Annotated in this window: 20 protein-coding genes; 7 read left to right on the top strand and 13 right to left on the bottom strand. The window is 63.9% G+C overall.

From position 1 onward, the window contains the following. Positions 1-27: 27 nt before the first annotated feature. A complete protein-coding gene (locus tag RCH15_RS14385; RefSeq protein ID WP_326961349.1) occupies positions 28-453 on the bottom strand; it encodes a hypothetical protein in 426 nt (141 codons plus the stop codon). 606 nt (positions 454-1059) lie between these two features. Between RCH15_RS14385 and RCH15_RS14380 the strand changes: the two genes are divergently transcribed. Then, the gene (locus tag RCH15_RS14380) at positions 1060-2979 is read left to right on the top strand and encodes an alpha/beta hydrolase (protein ID WP_326961348.1); all 1920 of its coding nucleotides are present in this window, start codon (positions 1060-1062) and stop codon (positions 2977-2979) included. Between the two features lie 19 nt (positions 2980-2998). Next, complete coding sequence (locus tag RCH15_RS14375) at positions 2999-3607, top strand: hypothetical protein (protein WP_326961347.1); 609 nt, start codon at positions 2999-3001, stop codon at positions 3605-3607. Between the two features lie 1355 nt (positions 3608-4962). Here the strand turns inward: RCH15_RS14375 and RCH15_RS14370 are convergent. Then, positions 4963-5193: a hypothetical protein gene (locus RCH15_RS14370; RefSeq protein ID WP_326961346.1), complete on the bottom strand. Its 231-nt coding sequence runs from the start codon at positions 5191-5193 to the stop codon at positions 4963-4965. A gap of 311 nt (positions 5194-5504) precedes the next feature. Here RCH15_RS14370 and RCH15_RS14365 point away from each other — a divergent pair, with 311 nt between their 5' ends. Then, positions 5505-6005: a hypothetical protein gene (locus RCH15_RS14365; RefSeq protein WP_326961345.1), complete on the top strand. Its 501-nt coding sequence runs from the start codon at positions 5505-5507 to the stop codon at positions 6003-6005. Positions 6006-6171: 166 nt separating this feature from the next. Here RCH15_RS14365 and ychF read toward each other — a convergent pair whose 3' ends face one another. After that, positions 6172-7257, bottom strand: a complete 1086-nt coding sequence (ychF, locus tag RCH15_RS14360; RefSeq protein WP_326961344.1) for a redox-regulated ATPase YchF — start codon at positions 7255-7257, stop codon at positions 6172-6174. Between the two features lie 102 nt (positions 7258-7359). Between ychF and rmuC the strand changes: the two genes are divergently transcribed. Further along, entirely contained in the window at positions 7360-8607 is a 1248-nt protein-coding gene (gene rmuC, locus RCH15_RS14355) for a DNA recombination protein RmuC (RefSeq protein ID WP_326961343.1), read from the top strand. On the opposite strand, the gene RCH15_RS14350 is transcribed toward rmuC, so the two are convergent. Together RCH15_RS14350 and RCH15_RS14345 are read right to left on the bottom strand one after the other, a co-directional pair. Continuing rightward, on the bottom strand, positions 8604-9695 hold the full coding sequence (locus tag RCH15_RS14350) for a 4-hydroxy-3-methylbut-2-enyl diphosphate reductase (RefSeq protein ID WP_326961342.1): 1092 nt from the start codon (positions 9693-9695) through the stop codon (positions 8604-8606). The two genes, rmuC and RCH15_RS14350, sit on opposite strands and share 4 nt — an antisense overlap. A gap of 10 nt (positions 9696-9705) precedes the next feature. Continuing rightward, positions 9706-10569 (bottom strand): hypothetical protein, encoded by an 864-nt coding sequence (locus RCH15_RS14345; protein ID WP_326961341.1) that lies wholly within the window; start codon positions 10567-10569, stop codon positions 9706-9708. A 143-nt stretch (positions 10570-10712) separates the two neighbouring features. Here RCH15_RS14345 and RCH15_RS14340 point away from each other — a divergent pair, with 143 nt between their 5' ends. The 3 genes from RCH15_RS14340 to RCH15_RS14330 are packed head-to-tail and all read left to right on the top strand — an operon-like array spanning position 10713 to position 12435. Next, a complete protein-coding gene (locus RCH15_RS14340) occupies positions 10713-10868 on the top strand; it encodes a hypothetical protein (protein ID WP_326961340.1) in 156 nt (51 codons plus the stop codon). After that, positions 10861-12147, top strand: coding sequence for an exodeoxyribonuclease VII large subunit (gene xseA, locus RCH15_RS14335; protein ID WP_326961339.1), 1287 nt, complete (start codon positions 10861-10863; stop codon positions 12145-12147). Before RCH15_RS14340 ends, xseA begins: the two co-directional genes overlap by 8 nt. A 57-nt stretch (positions 12148-12204) precedes the next feature. Continuing rightward, a complete protein-coding gene (locus RCH15_RS14330) occupies positions 12205-12435 on the top strand; it encodes an exodeoxyribonuclease VII small subunit (RefSeq protein WP_326961338.1) in 231 nt (76 codons plus the stop codon). A 34-nt stretch (positions 12436-12469) separates the two neighbouring features. On the opposite strand, the gene RCH15_RS14325 is transcribed toward RCH15_RS14330, so the two are convergent. The 8 genes from RCH15_RS14325 to RCH15_RS14290 all read right to left on the bottom strand — a co-directional run bounded on the left by RCH15_RS14325 (position 12470) and on the right by RCH15_RS14290 (position 20554). Beyond that, the gene (locus RCH15_RS14325) at positions 12470-13324 is read right to left on the bottom strand and encodes a PPK2 family polyphosphate kinase (protein WP_326961337.1); all 855 of its coding nucleotides are present in this window, start codon (positions 13322-13324) and stop codon (positions 12470-12472) included. Between the two features lie 77 nt (positions 13325-13401). Beyond that, the gene (locus RCH15_RS14320; RefSeq protein WP_326961336.1) at positions 13402-14622 is read right to left on the bottom strand and encodes a pyridoxal phosphate-dependent aminotransferase; all 1221 of its coding nucleotides are present in this window, start codon (positions 14620-14622) and stop codon (positions 13402-13404) included. A 165-nt stretch (positions 14623-14787) separates the two neighbouring features. Beyond that, complete coding sequence (locus tag RCH15_RS14315; protein WP_326961335.1) at positions 14788-15750, bottom strand: ABC transporter substrate-binding protein; 963 nt, start codon at positions 15748-15750, stop codon at positions 14788-14790. Then, entirely contained in the window at positions 15747-16493 is a 747-nt protein-coding gene (locus RCH15_RS14310; RefSeq protein ID WP_326961334.1) for an ABC transporter permease, read from the bottom strand. Before RCH15_RS14310 ends, RCH15_RS14315 begins: the two co-directional genes overlap by 4 nt. Continuing rightward, positions 16490-17263 (bottom strand): ABC transporter permease, encoded by a 774-nt coding sequence (locus tag RCH15_RS14305; protein WP_326961333.1) that lies wholly within the window; start codon positions 17261-17263, stop codon positions 16490-16492. Before RCH15_RS14305 ends, RCH15_RS14310 begins: the two co-directional genes overlap by 4 nt. Then, on the bottom strand, positions 17264-18355 hold the full coding sequence (locus RCH15_RS14300; RefSeq protein ID WP_326961332.1) for an ABC transporter ATP-binding protein: 1092 nt from the start codon (positions 18353-18355) through the stop codon (positions 17264-17266). Between the two features lie 323 nt (positions 18356-18678). Next, positions 18679-19851: a ribosome small subunit-dependent GTPase A gene (rsgA, locus tag RCH15_RS14295; RefSeq protein ID WP_409017454.1), complete on the bottom strand. Its 1173-nt coding sequence runs from the start codon at positions 19849-19851 to the stop codon at positions 18679-18681. A 250-nt stretch (positions 19852-20101) separates the two neighbouring features. Further along, positions 20102-20554 (bottom strand): NUDIX hydrolase, encoded by a 453-nt coding sequence (locus RCH15_RS14290; RefSeq protein ID WP_326961331.1) that lies wholly within the window; start codon positions 20552-20554, stop codon positions 20102-20104. Between the last annotated feature and the right edge of the window lie 13 nt (positions 20555-20567).

The raw sequence follows: 20567 nt of genomic DNA, 5'->3' as shown, positions 1-20567 counted from the left end.
AATGGGCAGCGTACGTGAGCTCGGACTTCACCAGCTGGCGAGCCGAGCCGCCGAAGTCGCTAGGGCACCCTTCGACGTCGTGGTCGCGTATCGTTCCCAAATCCCGGCGATCTGTGCGACCTCATGAGGCGGGAGTGCACGCACCCACGGGCGCCAGGTGAAGCCGTCGTCGATGAATGTCACCTCTCCTTCAAACATTCGGTGGGCCGCTCTGGCTCCGTCGTCCTGAGAGCACGGAGAAGTGAGCTGCTGCAAATAACGCCATGCCTTGTCGAGGTAGAGAAAGTCGCGCTCCGGCAGGGATTGCCGAAAGCCTGTTACGCCCAGCGTGAAGCCCGGTTCGAAACCGCACGCATCCGCGTAGGGGTCCGATCTGATCACGGTGAAAGGGTCAGCCAGTGCTTTCCCTGTCTGATCGCTGTCGAACGCGTAAGCGTAGTACCTGGTTCCCACACGGCGATTCTGAGGCAGCACTTCGCTGAGCAGGCCAATTGCCTGCGATATGTGGATAATTTGAAGCCCGAACCGGCCGTCGCCAGGCCCGCGGTACCGGCGATGGCACCGGCGACGCCCTGAACTTTGCTAAGCGCCGTCGGCTCATCCGAGATCCCGCCCGTCGATGTCCACGCTGCAGAAGGGACGCGTTACCGCGCCCGCTGCGCTTTCCGCGCCGCATCGGGCATGGGAGGCGACCACGTTGGGCCGTCGCGGATGGTTTGGCCATTCGTTGGACTAATGATGTGACGATTGATAGCATCGGATGTCACGACACCGAGGGGTTTCCTTATAGCGGGAACGGATAAGAGTGCGGGTGGTGTCCTGTGTCGTTGGTGTTGTCGGTTGAGCAAGTGAAGGCAGCGCTCGACAATGCCCAGGACATATTCGACCGCTCAGGAACGAATCAATCCCCTGTTTTCGCGTGGGTGATAATCAGAAGGGGACGGGCATTGGGATCGCCTTTGATGACGGCCCTGCCGACGCTTTGATCAGTGCTGCTGATTCGGCAGAGCGGGCTCTACGTACAGAGGGCGGTTCCTGGGCGGTGCTGTCGATCTGGCCATGGAGGACTTCTCGGGTGGGTACTCGCGGCTGTTCACAGAGGCGTGTACCGCCAGGGCTGAGGATCGCGGCAGGCTTGCCGGTGTTCTCGCGGATCAGGCTGAGGACATCCGGGAAGCGAAACTGCGGGCCCAGCAGGAGAAGTCCCGGCTAAAGAAACTCACCGCCTGGCGGCAACGCGCCGATGCCCGCGACCAGGACCTGGCGTCCCTCGATCCAGCCCGCCAGTCCGCGGCCCTGCTGAGCATCGTAAATGATCCGAAGCCCGAGGAAACGCGCGTTGCGCCACCGACGATTTCAGCGGTGTTTTCCGCGCGTGACCGGGCCCGGTTCGCCGGTGGATCGGGAGGCAGAACTAGCTCGGCCGATCCTGGAAAGCTGCGCGGGTTCGCGTCCCAGTCCCGCGCCTTCGCGAACATCCTGGACACCGAGCTGGGAAGAATCCGGAACGCGTGGAGCGGGTTCACCGCGGGGTGTTCCTGGGTGAACAGCGGCATTGCCACGTTCGTGTCCGGCTTCGAGCAGCTGCTGGCTGAGAACGCCGCTGACGCGGCTTGGCTTGAGCAGATCGCTACGGCATTCGAAACAGCCGGCAGCGGTTCCCTGGCCGACAGCATGCTCAACAGCGCCCTCATACAGTACGCATCACCCGGGCAGGTGAGTTTGAATGACATAGGGCCCCTGAACGCCGCGCAGCTGAAAGCCTGGCTCGGTAGTGCCGGCAACACGACCCGGCTCCAGGAGCTCCTCAGCCAACCGGGGCTGGACCCTGTCGTGACAGCCAAGTGGTGGGCCGGTCTCGGCCACACCATCGCCAAAAACGGAACAATCGGAAGCGGCGAAAGTCAGAAGCCCCTGATCGAAGCCCTCCCGGGGGTCATCGGGAACCTGAACGGTGTCACCGCGACCGCCCGCAACATCGCAAATCGGAATCGCCTCATAACCGAACAGGAGCGCATCAACGCCGAACTCGCCAAAACAACGGAATTCCTGCCCGCCGGACCGGGAAGGTCCATTCCAAACCCTCACTGCATACGGCTGCAAACCCAGCAGCAAGCCCTTAACGGTATCCGTGGGGCTCTTGTCAACGCCGGAGCATCGGGCAATGCTGTCCTGCTCGGATTCGACCTCACCCACGGCTCCCCGAAGGCACAGGTCTCTGCGGGTAACCCGGACACGGCCCACAACGTTACCTACGCCGTGTCCGGCATGGACATCACACCCCAAAGCGGATTCAACGACTGGGCAACCAACGCCAACAACCTGAAGCGGCAACAACAGCTGCTTTTCCCGGGTGAGTCCTTTGCGGTGGTGGCGTGGATCAACTACGACCCGCCCACGGTTCCGACCGTGAACAGCGGCGATGCCGCCCGGGCCGGTGCCGAACGGTTCGTCGCAGACCTTCAGGGGTTCAACGCCGTCAGAGAGAGTATGGGCAACAGGACCCCCGAGACCCCCAACGTACTGGCCAATTACTACGGCACAACGGTGACGTCCAACGCCCTTGCCGCGGCGGAATTGAACGTCGCCTCCTTCACGATGCTCGGCTCCGCCGGGATAGAAAAAGAGATCCGAAACACCGGAGAACTCCACGTGCCCCCCGGTCAGGTCTACGCCAGCGAAGCGAGCGGTGACGGCCTGGCCCAAATGGGTCGCTTCCAACGCCAGGATCCGCGCCTGGAAGCCTTTGCTGCAAAGGTGTTCTCTTCCGAGGATGCAACAATCGACGGGACCCACTATCACGGCACTACGGAACACAATTCACTGGTGCATAGAACAGCCAGCGACGCTTACGGGTACCTGGACAAGGACACCACCGCTCTGTACGAGGCGGCCCTCACATCAACAGGCCACGGAGACCGGATCCTCCCAGGCGAAAGACCTGCACCGCCTCTCGTCGGAGTTGCGGCAAATAAGTAGCCCAGGAAGAGTAAACCGCATGTCCCATGAACCCAAGGCCCGACTAAGGGTCCGCCGCATCCGTGTCGCGTTGTTTTGCGCGAGCATAGCACTGACTGCCTGCGCACCCATCACCCCGGAGAACACCATGACCAGCTCAAGCAGCCCGAGTGACCCTGCAGCCGTCATAGCCCAGGTCGAACAGCTCAAACAAGCCCTCGCAGATCTCCATGCTTTCAAGGTCGAAACCCAACAGGTCATCGGGCCCCAGAAATGGGAGGACAAAGTCATCCGAAACAGTTCCTGCACCACCGATGACGGCAAAGACGGTGTGAACTACCGCGTCCTGACCCAAACTGCCGACCCCGTCGATCTGGAGGCGTCCGTAGAAGTTGTCAAGACGTTCTGGGAATTCAAGGGCTTTTCTACACGCATCGAATCTACACGCATCGAAACAAACCCACAGGACCCCGGCCTCATCGACCTCTACGCTGATAAGAATGGCGGACACTTGGTGTCCTTCACCGCGAACGTCCTGGGCTCCAGCCTGGGGATGGACAGCGTTTGCATCGCCGGAAATCAACACGAAATCTACGCGGAACTGGACGGGCAGGAAGCAAGCTCCGATCCCTCCGCGAGCACCAAGTAGCATCGTTGCGGCGGGCTGCTCTGCTTAACCGGACGGGCCGTATCAACCGGTGTTGGAGTTGCAGGACGGTGATCAGATGAGGAAGTCGAACCGCATGTCCTATGGACCCAAGGCCCGACTAAAGGTCCCCCGCATTCCTGTCGCATTGTTCTGCGTAGCAGCTTTCCTGAGCGCCTGCACACCCACCACCACGGAGAACCCCATGACCGGCTCAAACAATCCCAGCGATCCCGCAACCGTCAAAGCCCAGGTCGAAGAACTCAAAGAAGCCCTCGCGGACCTCCACGCCTTCAAAACCGAAACCCAAAAAGTCATCGGCCCCCAGAAATGGGCGGATACAGACAACCCTGTCAACGGTGCCTGCATCACATCCGACGGACAAGACGGCGTGAACTACAGCATCCTGAGCCAAACCTCCGACCCAGTCGATTTGGAAGCATCAATAAACGTCGTCAAAACGTTCTGGGAATCCAAGGCTTCACCACCCGCACCGAAAGCAACCCCCGGGACCCAGGCCTCATCCGCCTCTACGCTGACGAGAACGGCGGACACCTTCTGTCCTACTACGCAAACATCGAAGGCTCCGGCCTGGAGATGGACAGCGTCTGCATGGCCGGAGACCAAACCGCAATCTACAAGGAGCTGTATCCCGAAATTTACGGGGTCCCTCCCAACCCCAGCCCCACTGAGACTGCAAAATAGAGCCGTTACAGCACGTTCTCTCTGACCAGAGCCGATTCCGCGGTGCAGGTCCTCCGTTCCAAAAGGCGGTTTTCCGGGTGACGCCTTGAACTTAGCCGTGTTCTCGGCCTGGACGATCAACTCACGAATGCGAAACGATGACCACCAAATCTCGCCACCGATACAGGCGTGTCCTTCCCGCCGTAGCCGTCATTCTGCTCAGCCTGTCAGGGTGCGGGAGCGCCCCTGGCTCAAATCCTCCCACCAACACAGTGGAGCAGACCATGGGATCAGAACAAGCCCGCAAAGAGTACCTCGACCTCTTCACCCAAATCCAAGCCCTCGCCCCGGGGCGACTGGACAAAAGTCACACCAGACAAACCAGGAATGGTTTGCCCCCTCCCTGACGGGACAAAGGGCACCCAAGTCAACTACGACAGCACGCGTGGTTCGATTCCACAGGAGCAGGCGGCGGAAGTACATAAGACGGTAAAGGAACTGTTTGAGACCCAAGGATTAAGAGTCGTTCAAACTCAACCTTCAGGGGCAAATCGTGACCAGACGACCACTGGCTTCGGTTATGGCAAGTTCTCCATGCAATTTGGAACAAGCAGCTTCGGAACTACGCTCGGCGGCAACACTCGATGCGCGCTGGACCCGGAGGGGAAATTCCGCTAGGAGGTCAGCTGCGTGTCGCCTCCTTCACGGTGCTCGGCTCCGCCGACATAGAAAAAGAGATCCAGAACACCGGAGGGCTTCACGTGCCTGCTGGGCAGGTCTATGCCAGCGAAGCGGAAGCTGACGGCCTGGCCGGCTGGGGTCGCTTCCAGCGCCAGGATCCTCGTATGGAAGCCGTTGACGCAAAGGTGTTCTCCTCCGAAGCGGCCACGATCGACGGGACCCATCGTCAAGGCACTACCGAACGCAACTCGCTGGTGCACAGAAAAAGGGGTGACGGCTACGGGTACCTGGATAAGAACACCACCGCCCTGTATGAGGCTGCCCTCACAACAACCGGCAACGGAGACCGTATCCTGCCAGCCGAGCGGCCTGTATCGCCTCGGGCTGCAGTTGCAGGCCGTTGAGTAGCTCAGGAAGAGTGAACCGCATGTCCTATGGACCGAGACCCCGGCTAAAGGTCCTCCGCATTCTTGCCGCATTGTTTTGCGTGGCGCTTTTCTTGAGCGCCTGCACACCTATCACTACGGAGAACACCATGACTGGCTCAAGTAGTCCCAGCGATCCCGCAACGGTCAAAGCCCAGGTCGAACAACTCAAACAAGCCTTCACAGACCTCGAGGCTTTCCAAACCGAAACCCAAAAGGCTATCGGGAACCAAGAATGGGCAATGGACAAAAACCCTGTTAATGGTGGATGCAAGACTCGGGACGGGGAGGGCGGCGTCCAATACAGGGTGATTATGCCGACCAAAGATTCGTTGGCTCAAGAGGACGCGGTAACGGCGGTGGGAGCGTTCTGGGAATCCAGTGGCTTCACCGTCGGAGTCGGCACCCCGTCTCAATCGCAGGAACTCGCGCTTTTGCACGCAACCGAAAAAGGCAAAATCGTCTTGAAATTCTATGTCTACCCGCAAGGTGCCGTACTGGACACGAACAGCGTCTGCATCGCCGGGGACCAAACCGCAATATACAAAGAGCTGTATCCCGAAAATTTCGGACTTCCTTCGAACCCCGGCCCCTCTCCCACTGCAAAGTAGGAACTATTACGACACGTTTCATCTCCATTCCCCTCAGAGGCCCAAGGGTGGTCTCGCGCGATATCCACGAGGGCTGGTAACGACACGGCTATCTAATCTGCTACAAGAAATGCCGCCCTCATACGTTTCACGGAGGGCGGCATTCCTACTTACTTAAGCGAAGAATTTATACATTAAATCTAAATTCCACCACGTCGCCGTCGGCCATGACATATTCCTTGCCTTCGATCCGTACCTTGCCCCGGGACTTGGCCTCCGCCATGGACCCAGCATCGATGAGGTCGTCGAACGACACCACTTCGGCCTTGATGAAACCACGCTGGAAATCGGAGTGGATCACGCCGGCCGCCTGCGGGGCCGTGTCGCCCTGGTGGATGGTCCAGGCACGGGTTTCCTTTGGTCCTGCCGTCAGGTAGGTCTGCAGTCCCAGGGTGTGGAAGCCCACGCGGGCCAGCTGGTCAAGGCCGGACTCGTCCTGGCCGTTCATTTCCAGCATCTCGCGGGCCTCTTCCTCGTCGAGCTCCACGAGGTCCGATTCGAGCTTGGCATCGAGGAAGATGGCGTCGGCCGGGGTCACAATGGCCCGGAGTTCTTCCTGCTTTTCAGGGCTGCCCAAAATGCCTTCATCCGCATTGAAGACGTAAATGAACGGTTTGGCGGTCAGAAGGCTGAGCTCCTTCAGGTGCTCCATCTCCAGCTTGTCGCTCTTGACCGAGGCGAAGATCGTATCACCGCGTTCCAGGACGGTCTGCGCCGCCTTGATGGCAGCGAGCTCGGCGGCTTCGCGTTTCTTGATCTTCACTTCTTTTTCGATCCGCGGAATGGCGTTTTCGATGGTCTGAAGATCGGCCAGGATCAATTCGGTGTTGATTGTTTCCATGTCCGAGCGGGGATCCACCTTGCCGTCGACGTGGATGACGTCAGGGTCATCGAACACGCGGACTACTTGGACAATGGCCTCGGCCTCACGGATGTTGGCGAGGAACTTGTTGCCCAGGCCTTCACCCTCCGAGGCGCCCTTGACGATGCCGGCGATGTCGACGAAGGACACTGGCGCGGGCAGCAGTCGCTGGGACCCGAAGATCTCAGCCAGCTTGGCCAAGCGCGGGTCCGGCAGGCTGACCACGCCGACGTTCGGCTCGATCGTCGCGAACGGGTAGTTCGCTGCGAGCACCTGGTTGCGGGTCAGTGCGTTGAAAAGAGTTGATTTGCCGACGTTGGGCAGTCCGACGATGCCAATAGTTAGAGCCACGAGTACTGATTCTACCCGCTGCGGCGCAGGAGCCGGGCCCCCGGGCAGCCCGTTGCAGGGCGGCAGCCGGAAACTGTCACCGGGGCATGCCAAAGTGAAGGCATGGACGCTTTTGCACTGATTCTCTCCCTCCTCATGCTTCTTATCGGCGCAGTCGCCGGCGCCGCGGCGGTCTACCTGCTGCTGCGGCGCCGCACACACGCGCTCGAGCAGGACTTCGATGCCGTATCGGGACGGCTTTCCGAGGTGAGTGCGCAGTTCGCTGCAGCCGACGCCGAACGGCGGCTGCTGACGGCGCAGAACCGCGAGCTCGGCGAGTCCCGGAACCAGGACGGCAGCGTGCTCCGGGCTTTGGCGCCGGTGGCGGAGAAGCTGTCCGCTGTGCAGCAGCAGGTGTCGCTGTTGGAACGCGACCGTCTGGAGCAGTACGGCCAGCTGGCCCAGCAACTGCAGGAGGCCCGGCTGTCTGACGAACAGCTGCTGCGCTCGACGCATGCCCTTGAGTCGGCCCTGCGCTCCAACAGCGCCCGCGGCCAGTGGGGCGAGGTGCAGTTGCGCCGGGTAGTGGAAGCGGCCGGGATGCTGCGTCACGTGGACTTCCACGAGCAGGTGCATAGCGGGCCGCAACACGGGGCCGCCACGGAGCCCTCGGTCCGGCCTGACCTCGTGGTGCAGCTGCCCGGCCAGAAGCAGCTGGTGGTCGATGCGAAGGTGCCCCTTTCGTCCTATCTGGCGGCGCAGGAGCTGGGGGCTTCCGCCTCGGGGCAGCAGCATGCGCAGCTCCTGGGCGGCCAGCAGGCCCACCTGCTGGCGCATGCGAAGGCCCTTAAAGCCCACGTGGATGCGCTGAGCGGCAAAAAGTACTGGGACATTCCCGGCAACTCCCCCGAGCTTGTGGTCTGTTTCCTGCCGGCCGAGTCGATCCTGGCCGCGGCGCTCTCGGCCGACCCGGCCCTGTTGGATTACGCCCTGTCCAGGAATGTGGTGCTGGCCTCGCCTTCCACGCTTCTGGCCGTTCTGAAGTCGGTCGCCTTCACCTGGCGCCAGGACGTCCTCACGGACAGCGCACGCGAGCTCTTCGAACTCGCGCATCAGCTGTATGAGCGGATGGGAACACTCGGCGAGAACGTCACCAAACTTGGATCGTCGCTGAAAACGTCCGTGGACCGCTATAACTCGATGGTGGGAACCCTGGAGGCACGGGTACTGCCCACGGCACGGAAGCTTAACGCCCTGGATGCGGCCGGGCTGGCCACCCCTCCAGCGGTCGAGGTGACACCGCGGTCTGTCGCCGCCCCGGAACTCCAGCCCGGAAGCACGGCAGGGGAAGACCGGGAGTCTGCAGCCTAGGCGGTGCGTGCGGCGCGGGCGCCGCGGCCTCCGAGGGCGCGGGTGACATCGCCTGCCTGCTTCAGGGTGGCGCGGAGTTCCTTCGGCAGAGAGAAGAGTAGATCCTCCTCGGCCGTGACGACTTCCTCGACGGATCCGTAGCCGTAGTCGGCCAACAGGCGCAGGACGTCCTTCACGAGGACCTCCGGCACCGACGCCCCTGAGGTCACACCGACGGTGGCCACGCCCTCGAACCACGATTCGTCCACTTCATTGGCAAAATCCACCCGGTAGGAGGCCTTGGCACCGTATTCGAGTGCCACTTCCACCAGCCGCACGGAGTTTGACGAGTTGGCCGATCCGACCACAATGACAAGCTCCGCCTGCGGTGAAATTTTCTTGATGGCCACTTGGCGGTTGGTGGTCGCGTAGCAGATGTCATCGCTGGGCGGATCCTGCAGGGTGGGAAACCGATCCTTGAGCAGCCTGACGGTTTCCATAGTTTCATCCACGCTGAGGGTGGTTTGGGACAGCCAAATGACTTTTTCCGGGTCCCGCACAGTGACCTTGTCCACCTCGTGCGGGCCGTTAATGATCTGGATGTGTTCGGGGGCCTCCCCGGCGGTTCCTTCGACTTCCTCGTGGCCGTCATGACCGATGAGCAAGATGTCGAAGTCGTCTTTCGCGAAGCGCACAGCCTCTTTATGCACCTTGGTCACCAGGGGGCAGGTGGCGTCAATGGTCCGCAGCCCGCGGTCCTCGGCGGACTGCACGACGGCGGGCGAGACGCCATGGGCGGAGAAGATCACCAGCGCACCCTCGGGGACCTCGTCAGTTTCGTCCACGAAGATCGCGCCCTTTTCCTCGAGGGAGCTGACCACATGCACGTTATGGACGATCTGTTTGCGCACGTACACCGGCGGGCCGTAGTGCTCAAGTGCTTTCTCCACCGCGATGACCGCGCGGTCGACGCCGGCGCAGTAGCCGCGGGGGGCTGCGAGCAGCACCCTTTTAGGGCCGTCGACGGGAGCTGCCGCCAAAACTTCCTCCGGCGTGCGCCGCCGGCGCGGAACGGTTGGCATCGGAATCGAAACAGCGGTGGAGGTCATGCCCCCAATGCTACCGGTGTTGGCTGGGCTGCTGCTGGACACGGCGTCCGGCAACGGTGCGCAGCACGAGTCCGGCTGCCAGCAGGACGCCGCCCGCCACGGCGGCCGTCACGATGCACTGCCCGAGGCTTGATGCTGCCGCTGAGACGAACTCGGTTTTGAAGATCTCTGCGACGTCGTTTCCGCTGCTGGTTCCCAGCACGGCGGTTGCGGCGGCGTCGGCCGACAGTTTCCAGGCCCAGGCCAGCAGGAGCGTACCCAGGCCGGCGCCGGCGAGGACCGTCCCCCGCCGCCGGGCCGCCACAAAGGCCAGGGCGAAGGCGATGAGTGCACCGATGGCCAGCGCAGAGCCCAGCGGTGCAAAGGCCGCCACCCGGTCGAGGACCTGCCGGTGCTCGGGCTGCCCAATGGTGATCAGCAGTTGGTCCGGCGCTTCCAGCGGCAAAGTTGTAGCCTCCGCCACCTGCTTCGCCACCAGGGCGACCAGGGGTGCCAGGTCCAGGGTCAGGGTGGAGGCGGTGTCGGTCCCGGCCGGTTCGGCACCGGGGTCAGCGACATTGAGGCGGTGGCTCTTGCGCAGCGTTTCGGTCCATGCGTCAGGGTACCCGGGCATGTTTGTCAGGGACCGGGCTGCGCTTTCCAGGACGGGCGTGAACAGTCCGCTGAGCGCTTCCGGGATGCGGTCAGCGCCGAGGCTGCCGACGGCGGCGGCAGCCAGCCGCTGCTGAAACACCGGGTCTTTGCCCAGCGGCGCGGTGAATGCCACGAAGCCGTCCTCCTGAACGATGTTTCGGTCCACCCATAGTGCGGGCATTGCGACGGCCGACAGGAAAAGCCCAACAAGGACCGCTACGGCCGATACGAAAGTGCGCACAAGAGTCCTAGCAGGTAGACAGTTAGTGCCATCCTACGGTGGTCCCCGCGAATCGATAAAGACGCGGATCGGTAAGACCGGGGCGGGGAAACGGGAACGTGGCAGCCCGGCGATCCGTAAAGTCGGGGCCCGATGGTAGAGCTATGGATAGAGTTGAAAGCGACAAGTTCGAGCTGCCTGCCGGCCGCCCTCCCCTGCGCGTCATCGCCGGGGAGGGGGCCCGCCGCCAGCACCGCCCGGCAAAGGACACCACCCACATGCACAAGGCCATCTCCGCCCCGGTGTCCCGCCATGTCTGAGGACGTCGCGGCGGCCACCACTCTTCCCGCAACCGCCGCGGAAACCAGCCCGGAGAATCCCTGGCCGCTGCAACTGCTGTCCCAAAAACTCAAGGTGCACATCGACCGTGCACCGTCGGCATGGGTCGAGGGGCAGGTCATTGAACTGAACCGGCGGGGCACCAACGCCTACCTGACGTTGCGCGACGTCGACGCGGAGATCTCCCTTCCAGCCTCCGTCTGGACCAAGGTGCTGGACCGGCAGGAGATTCCGTTGGAACGCGGCTCCCGCGTGGTGGCGCTGCTCAAGACCGAATTCTGGCTGAAGACAGGCCGGCTGAACATGTCCGTGAAGGACATCCGGCCGGTGGGCCTCGGGGACCTCCTCGCCAGAATCGAGCGGCTGCGGCACGCCCTGGCCGCGGAGGGCCTGTTCTCCGAGGCCCGCAAGAAGCCCTTGCCGTTGCTGCCGCACCGAATCGGCCTGATCACCGGCCGCGACTCGGACGCGAAAAAGGATGTGCTCCGCAACGCTGCCCTGCGCTGGCCCGCCGTCGAGTTTGAAATCCGGGAGGTGGCCGTCCAGGGCAACACCGCCGCGGCACAGGTTGTTGCTGCGCTGCGCGAACTGGACGCCCACCCGGTGGTGGATGTGATCGTTATCGCCCGCGGCGGCGGAGCCCTCGAGGACTTGCTGCCGTTCAGCAGCGAGGAACTCATCCGGGCGGTATCGGCCGCTGCCACTCCGGTGGTCAGTGCCATCGGTCACGAGGCGGACAGGCCCATCCTTGACGACGTCGCGGATCTGCGCGCCTCCACCCCGACCGACGCCGCAAAACGGATCGTTCCGGACGTCGTCGAAGAGCTGGCCCGCGTGCGCCAGGCCCGGGATCAACTCCGGCGCGGCGCCACCCGGCTGGTGGAGCGCGAGGCGGACCGCCTGGCCGCGCTGCGCTCCCGCCCCGTGCTGGCCTCCCCCGAGGTCATGGTCAGCACCCGGCACGACGACGTCGAACGGCTCAAGGGCCGGTCCCGGGCCGCGGTCACCACCGCCGTCGTCCGCGCGACCGACCAATTGGCGCACTTGAAGGCCCAGGTCCGTGCACTTTCGCCGCAGAAGACCCTTGACCGGGGGTACGCGGTGGTCCAGCTGGCCGACGGCGCCGCGGCTCCCGGCACCCGCCGGGACGTGGTGCGGCGCCCGGACCAGGCCCCGCCGGGCACTCCCCTGGCGGTCCGCGTTGCCGGCGGCCGGTTCAACGCCGAATCGACCGGTGGCCTGGAACCCACCGACAACTAATAGAGAATTCCACCCGACCGGTCTTCCCGCCGGGGACACAGCAAGGAGCACCACGCCATGGCAGCAGAAACCACGCCCAACGCCGACATTGAGGAACTCAACTACGAGGACGCCCGCGAACAGCTCGTCGGCGTCGTCAGCAAACTCGAGGCCGGCGGGGCTAGCCTCGAAGAGTCGCTGGCACTGTGGGAACGCGGGGAGGAGCTGGCCAAGCGCTGCGAAGAGTGGCTGGAGGGAGCCCGCAAGCGCCTATCCGCGGCGCGGGGGCAAGCCACACCGGAGGGGTGATCGGCGCCGGCCCGGCAGGAACGCTCCACGGCCGTCAGGAACGCTCGACCAGTTCCCGCTCCATCGCCACGTCGAGGTCCGGAACCGGCCACTCCAGCTTGAGCCCTTCCAGCGCATCGAGAAGGAGCTGCTGGACCGCGATCCGGGCGTACCACTTCTTGTTGGCCGGGACCACGTGCCATGGCGCGACGTCGGTGCCGGTCTTCTCGAAGGCCTTCTGGTAGGCAGCCATGTAGTCGCCCCAGAATGCGCGTTCCTTGAGATCGTTGCTGCTGTATTTCCACAATTTTGCCGGCTCGTCCAGCCGCGCGAGCAGTCGTTCTTTCTGCTCGTCCCGGCTGATGTGGAGCATGACTTTGACGATTTTGGTGCCGGCGGCCGTTTGCCTGGCCTCAAATTCGTTGATTGCCGTGTACCGGCGTTCAAGTTCTTTCGGGTCGGCCCAGCGGTGGACACGGTGAATCAGGACGTCCTCGTAATGGGACCGGTCGAAGACGCCGACCATGCCGGCAGCCGGCACTTCCTTCTCGATTCGCCAGAGGAAGTCATAGGACTTCTCTTCCTGGGTGGGTGCCTTGAACGATTTCATCTGGACGCCGTGCGGGTTCATCGCGCCCATGACGTGCGTGACAATCCCGCCTTTGCCGGCGGTGTCCATGGCCTGCAGAATCAGCAGAATGCGTTTGGTGCCGCCGAAACGGGATTCGGCGAAAAGCTGTTCCTGCAGCTCGGCGAGGTTGTCATCCAGATCGGCGAGGAGAACCTCGCCGTCGTTCTTGTCCCCCGGGTAACCCGGGGTGGAATCCGGGTCCACGGCCAACAAGTCAAAGCCCTTTCCCACCTTCAGGATTTCGGCGGGGTGCTTCTTGAATCTCACGACGTCTGCCATTGCAGGCCTCTTTCCGGTTCGGGCAGCCTCCGTGCGGTCCACCGGACGGGTGCCCGCGCCGCGCTGCTGAGCTCAGGCTAGTTCCCCTTGTACCGGCTCAGGAAGTCCGCCATGCGGTTGATCGCTTCTTCGAGGTCCTTCACCAAAGGCAGGGTGACCATCCGGAAGTGGTCCGGGCGGACCCAGTTGAACGCCCGTCCATGGGAAACCAGGATTTTCTGTTCGCGCAGCAGATCCAGGACAAACTTTTCGTCGTCGCGGATGCGGTACACCTCGGGGTCCAGTTTGGGGAAGAGGTACATCGCGCCCCTTGCCTGCTGGGTGCTGACCCCGGGAATGGCGTTGAGCATGTCGTAGGCCTTGTTCCGCTGCTCGAGCAGGCGTCCCCCGGGGAGGATCAGGTCGTTAATGCTTTGGTACCCGCCGAGCGCCGTCTGGATGGCGTGCTGCGCCGGAACATTCGCGCACAGGCGCATGTTCGCCAGCAGGCTGATGCCCTCGAGATAGTCCGCGGCGTCCTTCTTCGGCCCGGATATAGCCATCCACCCGGCCCGGTAGCCGCAGACACGGTAGGCCTTGGACAGCCCGCTGAATGTCAGGCACAGGACGTCGTCGCCCGTCAGGCTCGCCATGTTCACGTGCACCGCGTCCTCGTAGAGGATCTTCTCGTAAATTTCGTCGGCGAACAGAACCAGTCCGTGCTTTTCGGCCAAAGCCACGATCTTCTTGAGGGTCTCTTCCGGGTACACCGCGCCGGTGGGGTTGTTCGGGTTGATCACCACGATGCCCTTGGTGCGCGGCGTGATCTTGGCTTCCAGGTCCTCAAGGTCCGGTTGCCAACCGGATTCTTCGTCGCACAAGTAGTGCACGGGGCGCCCGCTTGCCAAGGCAACGGAGGCCGTCCACAGCGGGTAATCGGGCGTGGGAATCAGGACCTCGTCGCCATCGTCCAGCAACGCCATCAGCGACATGGTGATCAGCTCGCTGACGCCGTTACCCAGATAGATGTCATCGACGTGGATGTTCTGGATTCCACGGGTCTGGTAGTACTGCGAGACGGCCGTCCGGGCCGAGAAGATGCCGCGGGAGTCGCTGTACCCCTGTGCGTGCGGCAGATGGCGGATCATGTCCACCAGAATCGCGTCCGGCGCTTCAAACCCGAAAGGGGCCGGGTTCCCGATGTTCAGTTTGAGGATGCGGTGACCCTCTGCCTCCATCTGCTGGGCGGCCTGAAGAATCGGTCCACGGATGTCGTAGAGGACATTATGAAGCTTGGTGGACTGCTTGAATTCTGCCATTCATCAAATATGCCATATGGATTATGTTCTGCCGGCGAAACCCGACTCACAGGGGTGTTTCCGGTGTCACAGGCGGCACAACGAACGACGGCGGCTGCCGGACTCCGGTGGAATGCCAGGAGCCGGCCGCCGCCGTCGTTGGTCACAACGAACCGGTGGGTGCTGTTACTTGACGATTCCCTTGTCCTTCAGCCAGGCCGCCGCAGCGTCCTTGGGGTTCTGTTTCTGGCTGCCGCTGACTGCCCGGTTGAGGTTGATCAGGTCCTCGGTGGTGAGGATCTTGGAGACGGCGTTCAGGGCTTCCTTCGCCTTGTCCGTCATCTTGGCCTTGTTGTACAGCGGGAGGACCTGCTGGGCGATGAAGTTGTTCTTCGGGTCCTCCAGCACGACGAGGTCGTTGTCCGCGATGGACGGGGTGGTGGTGTAAATGTCGGCCACCTGGACCTGGTCCGAGAGGAGCGCTTTCAGCGTGACAGCGCCGCCACCGTCGCTGAACGGTTCCAGCTTCTTGGGTACACAGTTGTAGTTCTTTTCCAGGCCGGGCAGGCCGTAGGCGCGCTCCGCGAAGGTCGCCGGGGCGCCCACCACGATCTCGCTGCAGACTTTGGCGAGGTCCTCGAGCGACTTCAGCTGGTACTTCTCCGCTGTGGCTTTAGTGACCACCATGGCATCTTTGTCCTCGGCCTTGGCGGCATCCAGCACAGCAAGCCCCTCGGGCAGCTTGCCCGGCAGGGCCTTGGAGATGTCCTCCGCCGAGACCTCCGTGGCGTCCTTGCTGACGTGCAGCAGCAAGTTGCCGCTGTAGTCGGGAATGATGTCAACGGAGCCGTCCTGGACTGCCTTGAAGTAGACCTCGCGGGAACCAATGTTCGGCTTGGTGCTCGCCGTGACACCGGCCCCGTTCAGGGCACCGGCATAGACTTCCGCGATGATCTGGCTCTCGGGGAAGTCTGCGGATCCGATGACGAGGGCTGAGCCGGAACCGGACGTGGAACCGCCCGAGGCCGGGGCCGTTGAGAGCGGGTCGGACGAGCCGCCGCAGGCGGACAATGCCATGGCCAGGCCCACACCGGCTGCCAGGCCGCCGAATGCGCGCCTGCCGAGTGCTTGAGGGCGGGATTCCTTCATGATGTACCTCCTTGAACAACAGTCCCCGCGGGAATGGGGTCTGTGAGATCGACCGCAGCCTGGTGGCTCCGGTTTGGCTGGGAAGAGGCCCCCCGGGAACGGAAGAGCCTCTGGATGAGGACCAGGGCTAAGTCAACTGCGATCGCCAGTGCGGCGATGAGCAGGGACCCGCCCAGCATCTGGGGGAAGTCAGACAGCACGAGCCCGTCGAACAGGTACCTGCCGAGGCCGCCTAGATTGATGTATGCCACCACGGAGACCGTGGCGATCGCCTGGAGCACGCCGGTCCGGAAACCGCCGTACATGACGGGCAACGCGTTGGGGAACTCGGCGCGGAAGAGCACCTGGAGTTCGGTCATGCCCATGGCCCGGGCGGCGTCGACGACGTTCCGGTCCACGCTGGAAATGCCGGCGTAGGTGCCGGCCAGCAGCGGCGGGACGGTCAGGATCACCAGGGCCCAGATCGGCGGCATGAGACCAATGCCGGCCAGGAGGACGAAGAGCGTCAGCAGGCCAAGGGTCGGCAGTGCCCGGAGGGCGCCCGCAAGGGCCACGACGGCCACCCGGCCGCGGCCGGTGTGTCCCACGAACAGGCCGATGGGAACGGCAATGGCGGTGGCGATCAGCATGACGAGGCCGGTGTAAAGCAGGTGCTCGGCGATCCGCTCGGGGATTCCGGCGCTGCCGGACCAGTGCTCCGGATCCCCCAGCCAGGCGAAGGTGTCGGTGACGACGTTGCTCATGCGTTGCCCCCTCCGGTCTTGGGCGGCGCAAGCCTCACCGCGGCGGCAGCTGTTCCCTGCGTGCCGTGGCCATCGGTATCAGCGCCGGCGCCTGCGCCGGCATCACTGGCTGTGACCGGTCCTGTGCCGCGGGCGGCCGTGGCGCGGGTCCAGGGTGTCAGCACCCGCTCCAGGAGCACCAGTACGGCGTCCATCAGGAGAGCGAGGATGAGGATGGCAATGATGCCCACCATCACTTCGGTGACGAAGTCGCGCTGCAGGCCCGAGGTGAACAGCATCCCCAGGTTGCCGATGCCGAGCAGGGCCGCGACACTGACCAACGAGATGTTGCTGACGGACACCACCCGCAGCCCGGCGAAAAGCACCGGCAGTGAGAGCGGAAGATCAATCTGCAGGAAGCGGGCGAAAGGCTTAAATCCCATGGCAACGGCGGCCTGGCGGAGGTCTTCATCCACAGAATCAAAGGCATCGAGGGTTGCCCGCACCAGGAGGGCAACGGCGTAGATAGTCAGGGCAACCACCACATTAGCCGGGTCGAGGATCCGGGTTCCCAGGACGGTCGGCAGGATGATGAAGAGCGCAAGGGACGGGATGGTGTAGAGCAGCGAGGACGCTGTCAGGACTACCGAGCGGAGGCCGCGGTTCTGCCGGGCGAACTGGGCCAGGGGTACGGCGATCAGCACCCCGAACACCATCGGCAGGATGGCCAGGACGAGGTGTTGGCCGGCGAGGCTGAAGACCCGCGCGCTGTTGGCCAGAAACCATTCCATCTAAACGCCCTGGCGGACGTGGCGGTCCGATGCGATGACAGCGAGGACTTCCTCGGCGGTGATAACACCCGCCACCTGGCCGTCGGCGTCCACGGCCACGCCCAGGCCCGATGGCGACGACAGGGCCGCATCGAGGGCCCGGCGGAGCGTGTCGCCCTTACGGAACAGGGATCCGCCGGGAACCGTCCCGGAGCCATCACCCGGACCGGACCAGCCGAGCGGACGCATGGCGTCATCGACCACAAGCTGCCATTCGCCGGAGACATTGCCGCCCTGCTGGAGTTCACCGGGGGTGGTGGTCCGGGCCGGGTGCACCGTGACGCCGTCGGACGGGCTGAACGCGAGGTGCCGGAAACCGCGGTCCCGGCCCACGAAGGATGCCACGAAGTCGCTGGCCGGGGCCCGCAGGATTTCTTCGGGGGCGGCGTACTGCGCCAGCCGGCCGCCGACGCCGAACACTGCCACCTTGTCCCCGAGCACCGTGGCCTCATCGATGTCATGGGTGACAAAGACGATGGTCTTGGCGAGGTCCCGCTGGAGCCGGAGGAGTTCCTGTTGCAGTTCATCACGGACCACGGGATCCACGGCACTGAAGGGTTCGTCCATGAGCAGCACAGGCGGATCCGCGGCGAGCGCCCGGGCCACCCCGACCCGCTGCTGTTGGCCACCGGACAGCTGCGAGGGATACCGTTTCCCCAGCGCGGAGGCCAGTCCGACGACGTCGAGCAGTTCCTGCGCCCGCTTCCGCGCATCGGCTTTGGACACCCCGTTGAGCCGCGGCACCGTGGCAATGTTGTCCAGAACGGAGCGGTGCGGCATCAGTCCGGAGGACTGCATCACATAGCCCATGGAACGCCGCAATTTCGCGGCGGGCACCGAGGTGACGTCCTGGCCGTCCACGGTGATGGCCCCGGACGTCGGCTCGACCATGCGGTTGATCATCCGCAGGGAGGTGGTCTTGCCACACCCGGAGGGGCCGACGAAAACCGTGATGGCCCCCTTGTCGATGGACATGGTGAGGTCGTCGACGGCGGCCTGGCCGCCCTGGTACTGCTTGGTGACGTTCTGGAACTCGATCATGGCTTCAGCCATTTCCGGGCTTACCTATTCTGTTGGCGGCAACATCGGACGGTCCAGCCAACTGATCATATGCATCCTGATTTTTGGCTGTAAAGCGGGTAGCACCCAGCGTAGCCAGCGCCGACGACAAAGTCAGTGACATAGTCATCGGCGCCGCGGCTGACTTAGTCATTCGTAGGAAGGACGGTTTTGGATGGGTGCGGCACGGGAATTTTTCCTTTCAGCACCCATCCAACCCTTGCGGCGATGCCCAGCATGCACCGCCGGGTCATATTGCACCCCTTCCATCGGGAGGGGCGCGCCGCAAATGCCGCCGCGTTGGGACTCCGCACGGGTCAGCGGGTCCGGCGTGTGCCGCCGCCCTTCGCTCCTTTCCGTTCAGCCTTCTCATGGCTGTCCCTTTCTGCCGCCCGCTGGCTCTTTCCGGCGGCCGAAATTTGTTGCTGCCACTGCCGGGCATGGGCGCGGCTGGCGGCAGCGTCGTGCCGGCGGGCCACGGCGGCGAGCTCACGCTGGAGCTTAAGGTAGCTGGACCATCGCCGGTCATCGAGGGATCCAGCCGAGAGGGCGGCCTGCACGGCGCAACCGGGTTCGCTGCCATGGGCGCAGTTCGAGAACCGGCACCGCCCGAAGAGATCCTCCAGATCACCAAACATCTCCGCCATCCCGCCGTCGGCGTCGAAGAGCCCGAAGCCGCGCACCCCCGGGGTGTCCATCAGGACGGCTCCGCCGGGCAGGGCCACCAGTTCGCGTGAGGTGGTGGTGTGCTTGCCCTTGCCGTCGCCGGACCGGACTGCTCCGGTTTCCTGGACCTCCACGCCGGCGAGGGCGTTGATGAGGGTGGATTTGCCGGCCCCCGAGGGGCCCAGCAGCACCAGGGTGCCAGCGGACGGGACGTGCCCCAGCAGCTCGTCGAGGCCGTCGCGCTGCTCCGCGGAGGTGGTGACCACCCGGACGCCCGCGGCCTGCAGGATGACCTTGCCGACGACGTCGTCCGCGGCGCCGGCCAGGTCCGCTTTCGTGATGATGACCAGCGGCGTGGCTCCCGACTCCCATGCCGCAACGAGTGTGCGTTCGAGGCGGTTGTGGGTCAGCGGACGGTCCACGGGTACCACAACGCCGACGACGTCGATGTTGGCGCCGAGTACCTGGGCCTCCGATGAAGCCTCGAACGCACGTTTGCGGCTCAGCTCCGAATGCCGCGGCAGAATCCCCGTCACGGCTGGCTCCCCTGCGGCGTTGGAGCCCAGCCAGACCCAGTCTCCGGTGGCGGGCACCTCCCCGGAGGCGGGGTAGGACACATGGAGGGTGGCGTCGTGACCGGCAACGAGGACCAGGTTGCGGTCCACACGGACCACCCGGCCCGCGCCGGTGCCGGCCGGATCAGGATGCGCCGCGAACCGTGCGGCCACGGCGGGGGAATAGCCGTAGGCCGTGGGACCCGCGGGAACGTTTTGAGTGGAGGGGTGGGGGGCACCCTCGGCGCCCGGATATGCAGATGAAGGAATCAACGAAAACCCTTTGATGGGCCCCGGTACACGTGCCGGGCTGCGGGTTCTCTGGAACCTCGCAGCGGGACGGACTAGTGGGTGCTGCTGGCCGGGGCAGGAATAATGGACGCTTTAGTGGCGGCGCGCAAGGCGCACAGGACTGTTGCAGTCATCGTTTCCACCTCCCCGTTTTTCGTTACCGGCCGTACCTTCGGTTGTGTTGCCGGTCCCAGAATACCCGGACTCCCCCGGCCTGCCTAGGAAACCGTCAGGAAAGTTTGCCGTTACGTGGCCGCTCCCGGTGCAGCCTTAGCGCGGCGTCGACGAGCGAGACCTTGTTCAGCCCGGCCACGTCGGCCAGCGGGATCCAGGCCGCGTGGGTGGTGCTGCCGTCCACTTCATGCCGCAACTCCCCGCCCGTGATGGTCCCCTCGTAGACCAGACGGAGGGACTGGAAATCCCGTTCACCACCGTCGATCCGGATTTCCGCCGGCCAGTGCCCGACGTCGATCCCCAGCATCGCGCCGACCTCCGCCGTATACCCGGTCTCCTCATAGACCTCCCGGATGCAGCCGTCCACCGGGTGCTCGGCGAGGTCAAGCCCGCCGCCCGGCAGGGTCCAGCCTTCCTTCGCGCCCTGCTTCCAGTACGCCAGGAGGATGGCGCCGTCGCGGATGATGACCGCGTAGGCAGCGGGGCGGGTGTCGAAGTTCAGGCTCATGGCTCCAGCGTAC

Source organism: Arthrobacter sp. MP_M4, assembly GCF_035984855.1.
Classification (GTDB): domain Bacteria; phylum Actinomycetota; class Actinomycetes; order Actinomycetales; family Micrococcaceae; genus Arthrobacter.
The sequence above is the reverse complement of the archived record's forward strand: the minus strand, read 5'-3'. Positions and strand labels throughout refer to the sequence as shown.

Coding starts and splice junctions, on each gene's coding strand:
- RCH15_RS14350 (WP_326961342.1), bottom strand. CDS start 9,695: ATGACCTCCACCGCTGTTTCGATTCCGATGCCAACCGTTCCGCGCCGG.
- RCH15_RS14330 (WP_326961338.1), top strand. CDS start 12,205: ATGGCAGCAGAAACCACGCCCAACGCCGACATTGAGGAACTCAACTAC.
- RCH15_RS14375 (WP_326961347.1), top strand. CDS start 2,999: ATGTCCCATGAACCCAAGGCCCGACTAAGGGTCCGCCGCATCCGTGTC.
- RCH15_RS14380 (WP_326961348.1), top strand. CDS start 1,060: ATGGAGGACTTCTCGGGTGGGTACTCGCGGCTGTTCACAGAGGCGTGT.
- RCH15_RS14365 (WP_326961345.1), top strand. CDS start 5,505: ATGACTGGCTCAAGTAGTCCCAGCGATCCCGCAACGGTCAAAGCCCAG.
- rmuC (WP_326961343.1), top strand. CDS start 7,360: ATGGACGCTTTTGCACTGATTCTCTCCCTCCTCATGCTTCTTATCGGC.
- RCH15_RS14340 (WP_326961340.1), top strand. CDS start 10,713: ATGGATAGAGTTGAAAGCGACAAGTTCGAGCTGCCTGCCGGCCGCCCT.
- RCH15_RS14325 (WP_326961337.1), bottom strand. CDS start 13,324: ATGGCAGACGTCGTGAGATTCAAGAAGCACCCCGCCGAAATCCTGAAG.
- RCH15_RS14300 (WP_326961332.1), bottom strand. CDS start 18,355: ATGGCTGAAGCCATGATCGAGTTCCAGAACGTCACCAAGCAGTACCAG.
- RCH15_RS14320 (WP_326961336.1), bottom strand. CDS start 14,622: ATGGCAGAATTCAAGCAGTCCACCAAGCTTCATAATGTCCTCTACGAC.
- RCH15_RS14290 (WP_326961331.1), bottom strand. CDS start 20,554: ATGAGCCTGAACTTCGACACCCGCCCCGCTGCCTACGCGGTCATCATC.
- RCH15_RS14310 (WP_326961334.1), bottom strand. CDS start 16,493: ATGAGCAACGTCGTCACCGACACCTTCGCCTGGCTGGGGGATCCGGAG.
- RCH15_RS14370 (WP_326961346.1), bottom strand. CDS start 5,193: ATGGGTCCCGTCGATCGTGGCCGCTTCGGAGGAGAACACCTTTGCGTC.
- RCH15_RS14305 (WP_326961333.1), bottom strand. CDS start 17,263: ATGGAATGGTTTCTGGCCAACAGCGCGCGGGTCTTCAGCCTCGCCGGC.
- xseA (WP_326961339.1), top strand. CDS start 10,861: ATGTCTGAGGACGTCGCGGCGGCCACCACTCTTCCCGCAACCGCCGCG.
- RCH15_RS14315 (WP_326961335.1), bottom strand. CDS start 15,750: ATGAAGGAATCCCGCCCTCAAGCACTCGGCAGGCGCGCATTCGGCGGC.